An 11,470-nucleotide genomic window follows, 5' to 3' on the forward strand; every position below is an offset into this window, starting at 1 on the left:
CGGCGCGCGCCCATCGGCCCGGCTTCCCCTCGACCCCTCAGCAGCGGGCGGACCCGCGCCAAACCCGACCAGGAACCTGGCCGCGGCCCGCGAGCCCCCGAGACTTCAGGAGAACGAGAGGCGCATGACCCCCATCGACGCCCGGACCGCCGCCCCCGGCCGGCGGGCAGAGCCGGCCGGTATCACCGATATCGCGACCTCCACCGATGAGGTGCTGCGTGCCGCGTACGGGGAGAACTTCCCGGTGTCGCCCGTCGTGCTGCCCGCCGCCATTCGCGAGCACTTCAAGGCCATCTACGGGTTCGCCCGCCTGGTCGACGACATCGGCGACGAGGCCCCCGGCGACCGGCTCGCCCTGCTCGACCAGCTCGCGGCCGACCTGGAGCGGATCTGGACCGGCGCGGGACCGGCGCTGCCGGTGCACCAGCGGCTGGCGACGACGGTGACGGCCTGCGACCTGCCGGCCGAGCCGTTCCTGCGGCTGATCGAGGCGAACCGGCTGGACCAGCGGGTCACCCGCTACCCGGCCTTCGACGACCTGCTGCGCTACTGCACCCTGTCGGCCGACCCGATCGGGCGGATGGTGCTCGGGGTGCTCGGCAAGGCCACGCCCGACCGGCTGATCCTCTCCGACCGGGTCTGCACCGCGCTGCAGCTGGCCGAGCACCTGCAGGACGTCGCCGAGGACTACGCGGCCGGGCGGATCTACCTGCCGCTGGAGGACCTCGACACCTTCGGCGTCGCCGAGACCGACCTCGCCGCGCCGACCGCGTCGCCGGCGCTGCGCAACCTGATGGCCTTCCAGGTCGCCAGGGCGACGACGATCCTGGACCAGGGCGCGCCGCTGGCCAGCCTGCTGGACGGCCGGATGAGGCTGGCCATCGCCGGCTTCATCGGTGGGGGCCGCGCGGCGCTGCACGCGGTCCGCCAGGCCGGCTATGAGGTGCTCGGCGGCGCTCCGAAGGCGAGCAAGCCCCGACTGGCCGGGGCCGCGCTGTGGGTGGCGGCCCGTGCCTATACGCCGTCGATGCGCGCCGGCGCGGCCGCGGCCGGCGGCCTGCCTCCGCTGTGCGAGTCACCGCCGCCGTCGCCGAACCCGGTGCGAGCCACGGCAGTCCCGGCTGTTTCGGTTGCAGCCAAGGCGGAACCGGCTCGCGCGACAAGCCCGGCGGCCCGGCGGGCCACCTCGGTGCCAGCCCCGGCCGTCGCGGCGACCACCCTTTCGGGCGTCGTGACCGGCGCCGACCTGGGGAACACCGAGAGCGGGTCCGTGAACGAGCCGGCCAGCGCCTGGCCTGCGATGACTCAGGCTGACAGCCGGCACAGCCGGCGAGGTGACGAGGGGGAGGCCTCATGACCGCCGCCGCGTCACGTCCTACCGTGGCCGAGGCCTACGCGGCCTGCGAGGAGATCACAAAGCAGGCGGCGAAGAACTTCTCCTACGGGATCAGGCTGCTGCCGGCGGACCGCCGCGCCGCGCTGTCGGCCGTCTACGCGTTCTCCCGCCGCCTCGACGACATCGGCGACGGGGACCTCCCGGATGACCAGAAGGCCGAGGGCCTGGCCAAGGCGCGGGCCGACATCCGCGGCCTGGACCCGAACAGCTCCGACCCGGTGCTCGTCGCCCTAGCGGATGCCGCGAAGCGCTTCCCGATCCCGCTGGAGGCGTTCATCGAGCTCGCGGACGGCGTCGAGAGCGACATCGTCCCGAGCACCTACGACACGTTCGACGACATGGTCGGCTACTGCCGGCTGGTCGCCGGCACGATCGGCCGCCTCTCGCTCGGCATCTTCGGCACGACCGAGGCCGCCGGGCGCCGCGACGCCCCCGCGATCGCGGATGCGCTCGGCGTCGCGCTGCAGCAGACGAACATCCTGCGCGACGTGCGGGAGGACCTGCTGGGCGGACGGACCTACCTGCCGCAGGCCGAGCTCGCCGCCGCCGGCGTGAAGCTGGCCGTCGACGCGGACGGTGTCCTCGGCGGCCCGCAGGACGCGCTCGTCGACTATCTGCGGATGGGCACGGCACGCGCCGAGGAGTGGTACTCCCGCGGCCTGGTGCTGCTGGATCTGCTCGACCGGCGCAGCGCCGCCTGCTGTGGTGCCCTCGCCGGGATCTACCTGCGGCTCAACCGCCGGATTCAGGCCGACCCGACGGCCGTGCTGACCCAGCGGGTGTCGCTGCCCGCCCGGGAGAAGGCCATGGTCGCCGCCCGCAGCCTGGCCGGCCGGCCCGAACGGGCCCGCGCGGCGGCCCCGGGTGCCGGAGGTGTGGCCCCGTAACCGGTGAGACCCTCGTGGCACGGCCGCGGGTAGCCGTCGTCGGTGGCGGCCTGGCTGGTCTGTCCGCCGCGCTGGTGGCCGCCGACAGCGGTGCCGACGTGGTGGTGCTGGAGGCCCGGCCCCGGCTGGGCGGCGCGACCGCGTCGTTCGACCGCAGGGGCCTGTGGGTGGACACCGGGCAGCACGTGTTCATGCGGTGTTGCACGGCCTACCGGGGCCTTCTGAACCGGCTCGGCGTCGAGCACCAGACCACGCTGCAGGAGCGGCTGGACGTGCCGGTGCTGCTCGGGGACCGGCTCGGCACGCACGCTCGGCTGCGCCGGACGAAGGCCAGGCTGCCCGCGCCGCTGCACCTGGCCCCGGCGCTGCTCGGCTACAAGGCCCTGGCTCCCGGTCAGCGGGTCGCCGCCGCGCTGGCCGCGTTCCAGCTCGGCCGGCTCGACCAGCGCTCGGCGGCCGTCGACGGCCGGTCGTTCGGCGACTGGCTGACGGCGCACCGGCAGGGCCCCACGGCCACCGAGACGCTCTGGGAGCTGCTCACCGTCGCGACGCTGAACGTGCCGGCGGCCGAGGCGTCGCTGGGCCTCGCGGCGAAGGTGGTGCGGTCCGGCCTGCTGGAGCGGGCGGACGCGGCCGACATCGGCTGGTCCGACGTGCCGTTGCAGCAGCTGCATGGCGAGGCCGCGGCCAAGGCGCTCGCGGACGCCGGCGCTGACGTGCGCACCAACGTGAAGGTCCGCTCGATCACCCGGACGGATGCCGGCTACGAGCTGGCGATCTCGACAGGTGCCGGGCGGGCCGAGCCGGCGGTGCTGACCGCCGACGCGGTGGTGCTCGCCGTGCCGCCGCCGGCCGCCGCCGCGCTGCTTCCGGCCGGAGCGCATCCGGACCCGGCGAGCCTCACGGAGCTGGGCGCCTCCCCGATCGTGAACATTCACATGATCTTCGACCGCAAGGTGATCGACGGACCGTTCCTGGCGGTGACCGGCTCGCCGATCCAGTGGATCTTCGACCGTACCGGGCCGTCCGGTCTGGCCGGTACCGGCCTGGCGCCGCCAGGCTCGCAGTACGTGGCGCTGTCGCAGTCGGCCGCCGAGTCGTGGGTCGACCGGCCGGCCGGCGAGCTCGGTGACGAGTTCGTGGCCGAGATGCGCCGCATCCTGCCCGCGGCGCGGGACGCGGAGCTCGTCGAGGTCTTCGTGACCAGGGAGCGCACGGCGACGTTTCGCCAGGCGCCCGGAACGCTCGCTCTTCGCCCGGGAGCGGCCACCGGTCTGCCCGGGTTCGCCCTGGCCGGCGCGTGGACCGACACCGGCTGGCCGGCGACCATGGAGGGTGCTGTGCGTAGCGGGCTCGCTGCTGCCCGTGAGACGCTGGCCAGCGTGGGGGTGAACGTAGGGGGGCCATCGCCGATGTCGGGCGATGTCACGTGGCCGCCACCGCGGACCGCGCCGACCAGGTCACTCGTCCGGCCCGCGGGCCCGCCCGTCCCGGCGCAGCCCAGCTCGGCCGCCAAGGCCCCCGCCAGCACCCCGGCCGCGAGCAGGCCGGCGAGCGAACGCGGAACGGCGACCGGAAGCGGACCCGCGGCCGATCTCGGCGCCTCGACTGGTAGCAGTTCGTCATCCACGACAGGGAGTAACCCGGCATGACCATGACGGTTCCGGAGGCCATCGAGCGTGGTCGGACGCTAACCGTTCCCGCGTTGCGCCAGACGGTCGCGCGGTTGCACCCGCGTCTTCGGCACGTCGTCGAGTACCACCGCGGCTGGGTCGACGCGGACGGCAACCCGCAGCCTGGCGGCGGCGGCAAGCTCGTCCGCCCGGCGCTCGCGCTGCTGTCCGCCGAGGCCGCGGGCCGGCCGGTCGAGGTCGGCCTGCCCGCGGCCGTCGCGGTCGAGCTGGTGCACGACTTCTCGCTGCTGCACGACGACCTGATGGACGGCGACACCGAGCGCCGGCACCGACCGACCGCGTGGACGGTGTTCGGCGCGGACGGCGCGATTCTCGCCGGCGACGCCCTGCTGGGCCTGGCGACGCAGGTCCTGTTGGAGGTCGAGGGCGAGCCGGGCCGCAAGGCGGCGGTGATCCTGGGCGCGGGCGTGCAGGACCTGGTCCGCGGCCAGGCGGAGGACCTGCTGTTCGAGACCCGCTCGGACGTCACGGTCGCCGAGACGCTGCACATGGAGGACGGCAAGACCGGCGCGCTGCTGGCCTGCGCCGCCTCGCTGGGCGCGGTGCTCGCGGGCGCGCCCAAGCAGGTCGTCGACGGCCTCGCGGAGTTCGGGTCACGCCTTGGCACCGCCTTCCAGCTGATCGACGACCTGCTCGGCATCTGGGGCGACCCGGCCGTCACCGGCAAGCCGGTGCTGTCCGACCTGCAGTCGCGCAAGAAGTCGGTGCCGGTCGTGGTCGCCCTCGAAGCCGGGGGCGCGGACGCCGACGAGCTGCGGGCCTTCCTCGTGAGCGAGGGCGACCGGCCGACCGAGGACCTGGAGCGGATCGCCGCGCTGGTCGAGCGGGCCGGTGGCCGCGACTGGACCACGGCCGAGGCGGACCGTCAGCTCAAGACCGCCGGCGCGGTTCTGCGCTCGCTGTCCCTGCCCCCGCAGGCCGAGGCAGAGCTGCTCGCCCTCGCCCGATTCGTGACCGAACGCGACTGCTGAGGAGGGTGCGGCGAGCGCGCACCTTGGCCCTTACTGGGGCCTTCGATGCTCCCCACCCGAGCCCGGAGGAGATTCGGCTATGAGCCTGACCTCGGACCCGTCCCCGGCGACGCCGGCGACGCAGCCGACGTCCGCGCGGCCGGGGTCCCTCTCGGATCGGCGAAGCCGATCCGAGAGGTCCGCCGTTGCCGGGCCCGTGCTGGTGACCACCCGTCCAGTGACTCCGGTGGCCATGAGCGGGCCTGCGACGTCGGTGGCCATGAGCGGGCCTGCGACGTCGGTGGCCATGAGCGGGCCAGGTGCCCGCCCCGGCGGCCCGGCGCTGCTGCCCGACCGTGCGGCCGACCTGACGGACCCGACCGGGCCGATGGCCCGCGCGGCCGGCGCCGCGGGGACGCGCGCGCCGCAGACCGGGCAGCTCGCCACCACCGAGCTGCCCGGAACCCAGGCCGCCGAGCGGGCCGCCGCCGCGCTGGGCCGTGCGCGCGACCATCTCCTGGGCCTGCAGTCCGAGGACGGCTGGTGGAAGGGGGAGCTCGAGACCAACGTCACGATGGACGCCGAGGACCTCATGCTCCGCCAGTTCCTCGGCATCCTGTCGCCGGAGCTGGCCGCCGAGACGGGCCGCTGGATCCGGTCGAAGCAGCAGACCGACGGCGGCTGGCCGACGTTCCACGGCGGCCCGTCCGACCTCTCGACCACCTTCGAGGCCTACGTCGGCCTGCGCCTGGCCGGGGACGCGCCGGACGCGCCGCACATGCTGCTCGCGGCGTCGTTCGTGCGCGCGCACGGCGGTCTCGCCGCGACCCGGGTCTTCACCCGGATCTGGATGGCGCTGTTCGGCGAGTGGCCGTGGGACGAGGTCCCGGTGCTGCCGCCCGAGCTGGTGCTGCTGCCGAGCTGGGTGCCGCTGAACGTCTACGACTTCGGCTGCTGGGCGCGCCAGACGGTGGTGGCGCTGACGATCGTCGGTCATTTCCGGCCGGTCCGCTCGCTCGGCTTCACGATCGACGAGCTGCGGGTCGCCGCGGTCCGGCCGGACCGCGCGCCGCTGGTCAGCTGGACGGGTGTGTTCCAGCGGCTGGACGCCGGGCTGCGCCGCTACCAGCGCCACCCCGTCAAGACGCTGCGTGAGCTCGCCCTGCGCCGCGCCACCGAGTGGGTGCTGGCCCGTCAGGAGGCCGACGGTGGCTGGGGCGGAATCCAGCCACCGTGGGTCTACTCGATCATGGCCCTGCACCTGATGGGCTACTCGATGGGCCACCCGGTGCTGGTCGCCGCTCTCGACGGCCTGGAAACCTTCACGGTCCGTGAGCAGGTCCGCGACGGCGACGAGGTCGTCACGGTCCGCCGGCTGGAGGCCTGCCAGTCGCCGGTCTGGGACACCGCGCTCGCCGTCGTCGCGCTCGCCGACGCGGGCCTGGACGCCCGCCACCCCGGGATGCGCAAGGCCGGCGAATGGCTGGTCCGCGAGGAGGTCACCGTTCCCGGTGACTGGCGGGTCCGCCGGCCGAACCTGGAGCCCGGCGGCTGGGCGTTCGAGTTCGCCAACGACATCTACCCTGACGTCGACGACACGGCCGAGGTGGTCCTCGCGGTCCGCCGGCTGCTGGGGAGCGGCTGGGACGACGTCGACCCGGCGTTCGCGAAACAGGCCAGGGCGGCCGTCGAACGGGCGGTCAACTGGTCGGTCGGGATGCGTTCGGCGAACGGCGCCTGGGGTGCCTTCGACGCGGACAACGTCCGCGAGCTGGCGACGAAGATCCCGTTCTGCGACTTCGGCGAGGTGATCGACCCGCCCAGCGCGGACGTCACCGCGCACATGGTCGAGATGCTCGCCGACCTGGGCCGGGCAGACCACCCGGTCACCCAGCGCGCGGTGCGCTGGCTGCTCGACGACCAGGAGCCGGGGGGCTCGTGGTTCGGCCGGTGGGGTGTCAACCACGTCTACGGCACCGGCGCGGCTGTGCCCGCGCTGATCTCGGCGGGCGTGGCCGCCGACCATCCGGCGATCCGCTCGGCGGTGCGCTGGCTGGTCGCCCACCAGCACCCCGACGGCGGGTGGGGCGAGGATCTGCGGTCCTACAAGGACGACGCCTGGGTGGGCCGCGGCGAGCCGACCGCCTCGCAGACCGCCTGGGCGCTGCTCGCGCTGCTCGCCGCCGACCCGATGAACGAGGCGGTCGGCCGCGGCGTGCGCTGGCTGTGTGACACCCAGCTGCCCGACGGCAGCTGGGACGAGCCCTACTACACCGGCACCGGCTTCCCCTGGGACTTCTCCATCAACTACCACCTGTACCGGCTGGTCTTCCCGTTGACGGCTCTCGGCCGGTACGTGACCCTCACCGGGCGGTCCGCGGCATGAGCAGCAACATCTCTGCATCCGAGAACACCGGCGATCGGCGTCATACTGGCGGCCCGCCGACGACGGGGGAGGCGTCCGCGTCGACCTCACCCGACGGCGCGGCCGCGCAGGCGCCGGCACGGGCGGTGCCACGGATCCCGAAACAGGCGGTCGGCACCGGCCCCAGCTGGACGCCGGGGCGCCCGCCGCGCCGGTCCCGGCTCGCCGTGGCCGCCGCGCTGCGCCTGGAGGCGCTCGCCGCCGGCCGGTCCGGGCTGCCCACGGACGCCGTCGTCGTGCGCACCGGCATGGGCCCCGAGCGGGCCAGCCGGGCCAACCAGGCGGTCCGCGCGGCGAAGCCGGACGCGGTCGCCGTCGTCGGGCTCGGTGGCGGGCTCGCGCCCGGCGTCCGGCCCGGTGACGTCATCGTCGCGAGCGAGGTCCGCACCGGCGACGGCACGGTCACCGGCCGCTGTCCGTCGGCGCCGCTGCTCGCCGGCGAGCTGCGCCGCGCCGGGCTGACCGTCCACATCGGGCCGATCGTCTCGGTGCCGCGGCTCGCCGTCGGCACCGCGCGCGCCGAGCTCGCCGCGACCGGCGCGATCGCCGTGGACATGGAGTCGGCCTACCTGTCGCCCAGCGCGGCCGGCAAGCCGTTCGCCGTCGTCCGGGTGATCGTCGACACCGCGGCGGAACCGCTCGGCCGGATCGACCTGGCCCGTCGTGGCGTCTCCGGACTGCGCACGCTGCGCCGGCTCGGCGGGCCGCTGGGCGCGTGGGCGGCGGCGGTCGGGCAGCGCCGAGTGCTGCTGGCCGAGCCGCGCGCGTTCTGCGCCGGCGTCGAACGGGCCATCGAGGTGGTCGAGCGGGCGCTGGAGCTGCACGGTGCGCCGGTCTACGTCCGCAAGCAGATCGTGCACAACACGCACGTGGTGAACGACCTGGCCAGCCGTGGCGCGGTCTTCGTCGACGAGCTCGACGAGGTGCCGCCGGGCGCGACCGTCGTCTTCTCCGCGCACGGGGTCGCCCCGGCGGTGCACGTCGAGGCCGCCGGCCGCAACCTCGACGTGATCGACGCGACCTGCCCGCTGGTGGAGAAGGTGCATGCCGAGGCGCGCCGGTTCACCGCCCGCGGCGACACGGTGCTGTTGATTGGCCACGCCGGCCACGAGGAGGTCGACGGCACGCTGGGCGAGGCGCCGGGGCGGATCACCCTGGTCGAGTCGGCCGAGGACGTGCCGTCGCTGCAGGTCGAGGACCCCGAGCGGGTCACGTACCTGATGCAGACGACCCTCGCGGTGGACGAGGCCGAGGAGGTCGTGGACGCGCTGAAGGCCCGGTTCCCGGCGATCGTCGGGCCCGGTTCGGCGGACATCTGCTACGCGACGTCGAACCGGCAGAACGCGGTACGGCGGGTCGCGAGCGAGGCGGATCTCGTGCTGGTCGTCGGGTCGGAGAACAGCGCCAACTCGCGCCGGCTCGCCGAGGTGGCCCGCCGGGACGGCGTCGCGTCACACCTGGTCGAGAGCGTCGACGAGGTGCGGCTGGAGTGGCTGGCCGGCGCGGACACGATCGGGATCTCGGCCGGCGCCTCGGCGCCGCCGAGCCTGGTGCACGAGCTGGCAGACGCGCTGGCCGGGCTCGGCGCCACCACGGTGGCGACCCGGTCGATCGGCACGGAGTCGATCGCCTTCACGCTGCCCAAGGAGGTACGCCGTCCGCAGGGCGGCTGACCTGGCGGTCGCGCGGCCGCCGGTCGGAGGCGGTCGCGGGTCAGGCGGGCCGCGATAGGCTCGCCGTTCAGGCCCCTGGGCCCGTCGGCGGCAGGTCTGCGGGGCTTGCTGGCTCGGGCCGTGGCGTCTCTGCGCCGGTCTCGATGCCGCTCTCGCGGATCGCCCCGATGACCTCGCGGGAGTCGTCGATCAGGTGGCCGGCCGCGCAGATGTGCTGGACGCGGACGGGAGCGCCACAGCCGGCGTGGGTGAAGGTGGCCGGGGGGCCGGCCTCGTCGGTCAGGTGCCGGTCGCCCCACTGGCGCAGCGCGGTCAGCACCGGGCTGAGCTCGCGGCCGGCCTGGGTGAGCCGGTACTCCGGGCGGGCCCTGGTGCCATCCTCGCGGTAGCTGACCCGGTCGAGGATGCCGGCGCGGACGAGGGTCGCCAGCCTGTTGGTGAGGACCGCGCGGGGGGCTCCGGTGGCGGCCTGGATGGCGTCGAAGCGGCGGACGCCGAGGGTTACCTCTCGGATCACCAGGAGCGACCAGCGTTCGCCGACGATCTCCAGTGCGCCGGCGATCGAGCAGGGGCGTGGCGCCGTCAGGAGTGGCGGGGTGCCCGCGCGGCGCGGTGGGGTAGCGGGTGCCTCCATGACGCCCCAGCCTAGTGGCCCCGGCGGCCTCGGTTCAGAGATCGAACCTAGGTCCCGCGCAAGTCGCTTCGACCGGCAGGTGTCCGGCTGGGCGATGTGGGGAAGTAGATGCTCCGGTGGGTGGCAGGAGCGTGGTCCCGTCCGGTGGCAGGTTTACCGGCCGTGACGCAGACTGCTTCTGCATCGCTGTCCGTGAAAGTGGTACGTCTTGTGCGGATGGCTCGCTCCCCGAATCCCTCAATTGGGCGCGGACGGTAGCCAGCCGCAGTCGGGGCGAGATCGTCGTCGTGGATTTACCTGATCGACATGCGCGTTCGACATACAGCTTGTATGTTGCCCCTGGGGTCGACATACAGCCTGTACGTACTCGCTGTATGGTGATCCCCAACGACCCCAGGTCACCACCGGGCGGCCTGACGAGAGGGGGACATCCGCCGTGGCGGTTCAGTGGCGCTACCAGGTGCGTGTCGGGTCCTACCTGGTCAAGCAGAAGCTGTTGCGAAAGAAGTACTTCCCGCTCGTGCTTGAGCTGGAACCGCTCTTCGCCTGCAACCTGTCCTGCACCGGATGCGGGAAGATCCAACATCCCGCATCCGTACTCAAACAGCGGATGAGCGTCGAAGACGCTCTGGCTGCCGTCGAAGAGTGCGGTGCCCCGGTGGTCGCGATCGCTGGCGGCGAGCCGCTCATGCACCCTCAGATCCACGAGATCGTCAATGAGCTCACCAAGCGCAAGAAGTTCGTCATTCTCTGCTCGAACGGCCTGCTGCTGCGCAAGAAGCTGAAGAACTTCACTCCGAGCCCTTACTTCACGTTCATGCTGCACGTGGACGGACTGCGTGACCGGCACGACGCGATCGTCGAGAAGGAAGGCACCTTCGACGAGTGCGTCGAGGCCTTCAAGGAGGCGAAGGCCGCGGGCTTCCGGGTCGGCACCAACTCGACGTTCTTCAACAACGACAGCCCGCAGGACGTCATCGACATCCTGACCTTCCTGAACGACGATCTCAAGGTCGACGCGATCCAGCTCTCACCGGGCTACGCGTACGAGAAGGCGCCGGACCAGGAGCACTTCCTCGGCGTCCAGGAGACGCGGGAGATGTTCTCCAAGGTCTTCGCCGAGGGCCGGCGCAAGAAGTGGCGGCTGAACCACTCGCCGGTCTTCCTGGACTTCCTGGAAGGCAAGCGTGAGCTGGCCTGCACCGCCTGGGGTATTCCGAGCTACTCCCTGTTCGGCTGGCAGAAGCCGTGCTACCTCATGAGTGACGGCTATGTCGGCTCCTACAAGGAGCTCACCGAGACCACCGACTGGGACAAGTACGGCCGTGGCAAGGACCCGCGCTGCGCCAACTGCATGGCGCACTGCGGGTACGAGACCTCCGCCGTGCTGGCCACCATGGGCTCGCTGAAGGAGCAGATCCGCGCCGTCCGCATGTGAGGTGGGGCGCGGAGCGCTTCACCGGTGCGGACGCTTCGCGCCCGCCCCAGCCTTGGTTGTCGGCTGGGGCGGGACATCGGGGGCTGGCCGCTGTCCAGTGTCGGGATCCTGGCTGGGTTGCGTTTGTCGGACGCTTCGCGCCCGACGGGTCGTCCGGTGGCTGGGCTGGGTCTGTCGGGCGCTGCGCGCCGGCTGGCGGTTTTGGTCGGATGGGCTTGTCGGGCGCTGCGCGCCGACCGGTTGGATTCTGGGTCGCGTTTTTGCCGGGGGCGGGCTGAATTGCGGCGCGCCCGGGGTGTGAATTACAGCAGGCCCGTCCCGTGGGGGCGGGCCTGCTGTTGTTTCTGCGGCTGGTGGCGGCCCGGGTAACCCG

General features: G+C 73.3%; 8 protein-coding genes. 7 read left to right on the forward strand and 1 reads right to left on the reverse strand.

Annotated features, from left to right (window positions below):
* Window positions 1-124: 124 nt before the first annotated feature.
* The 6 genes from hpnC to ispH all read left to right on the forward strand — a co-directional run bounded on the left by hpnC (window position 125) and on the right by ispH (window position 9,025).
* The gene (gene hpnC, locus FRADC12_RS18860) at window positions 125-1,357 is read left to right on the forward strand and encodes a squalene synthase HpnC (protein ID WP_045877630.1); all 1,233 of its coding nucleotides are present in this window, start codon (window positions 125-127) and stop codon (window positions 1,355-1,357) included.
* Window positions 1,354-2,283, forward strand: a complete 930-nt coding sequence (gene hpnD, locus FRADC12_RS18865; protein ID WP_045877631.1) for a presqualene diphosphate synthase HpnD — start codon at window positions 1,354-1,356, stop codon at window positions 2,281-2,283. Before hpnC ends, hpnD begins: the two co-directional genes overlap by 4 nt.
* A gap of 14 nt (window positions 2,284-2,297) precedes the next feature.
* A complete protein-coding gene (hpnE, locus tag FRADC12_RS18870) occupies window positions 2,298-3,935 on the forward strand; it encodes a hydroxysqualene dehydroxylase HpnE (protein WP_045877632.1) in 1,638 nt (545 codons plus the stop codon).
* Window positions 3,932-4,948, forward strand: coding sequence for a polyprenyl synthetase family protein (locus FRADC12_RS18875; RefSeq protein WP_045877633.1), 1,017 nt, complete (start codon window positions 3,932-3,934; stop codon window positions 4,946-4,948). Before hpnE ends, FRADC12_RS18875 begins: the two co-directional genes overlap by 4 nt.
* Before the next feature lie 79 nt (window positions 4,949-5,027).
* Complete coding sequence (shc, locus tag FRADC12_RS18885) at window positions 5,028-7,313, forward strand: squalene--hopene cyclase (RefSeq protein WP_052711003.1); 2,286 nt, start codon at window positions 5,028-5,030, stop codon at window positions 7,311-7,313.
* Entirely contained in the window at window positions 7,310-9,025 is a 1,716-nt protein-coding gene (ispH, locus tag FRADC12_RS18890) for a 4-hydroxy-3-methylbut-2-enyl diphosphate reductase (RefSeq protein WP_045877635.1), read from the forward strand. The genes shc and ispH overlap by 4 nt, the downstream gene beginning before the upstream one ends.
* 67 nt (window positions 9,026-9,092) lie before the next feature.
* Here ispH and FRADC12_RS18895 read toward each other — a convergent pair whose 3' ends face one another.
* Window positions 9,093-9,659, reverse strand: coding sequence for a winged helix-turn-helix transcriptional regulator (locus FRADC12_RS18895; RefSeq protein WP_232303890.1), 567 nt, complete (start codon window positions 9,657-9,659; stop codon window positions 9,093-9,095).
* A 436-nt stretch (window positions 9,660-10,095) separates the two neighbouring features.
* On the opposite strand from FRADC12_RS18895, the gene hpnH reads away from it, so the two are divergent.
* A complete protein-coding gene (gene hpnH / locus FRADC12_RS18900) occupies window positions 10,096-11,097 on the forward strand; it encodes an adenosyl-hopene transferase HpnH (protein ID WP_045877636.1) in 1,002 nt (333 codons plus the stop codon).
* The last annotated feature ends 373 nt before the right edge of the window (window positions 11,098-11,470 follow it).

This window comes from Pseudofrankia sp. DC12, assembly GCF_000966285.1.
In the GTDB taxonomy this organism is placed as follows: domain Bacteria; phylum Actinomycetota; class Actinomycetes; order Frankiales; family Frankiaceae; genus Pseudofrankia.

Bases quoted from the DNA above. Each gene is read 5' to 3' on its own strand.
- shc (WP_052711003.1), top strand. From the start codon at position 5,028: ATGAGCCTGACCTCGGACCCGTCCCCGGCGACGCCGGCGACGCAGCCG.
- hpnC (WP_045877630.1), top strand. From the start codon at position 125: ATGACCCCCATCGACGCCCGGACCGCCGCCCCCGGCCGGCGGGCAGAG.
- ispH (WP_045877635.1), top strand. From the start codon at position 7,310: ATGAGCAGCAACATCTCTGCATCCGAGAACACCGGCGATCGGCGTCAT.
- hpnD (WP_045877631.1), top strand. From the start codon at position 1,354: ATGACCGCCGCCGCGTCACGTCCTACCGTGGCCGAGGCCTACGCGGCC.
- FRADC12_RS18895 (WP_232303890.1), bottom strand. From the start codon at position 9,659: ATGGAGGCACCCGCTACCCCACCGCGCCGCGCGGGCACCCCGCCACTC.
- FRADC12_RS18875 (WP_045877633.1), top strand. From the start codon at position 3,932: ATGACCATGACGGTTCCGGAGGCCATCGAGCGTGGTCGGACGCTAACC.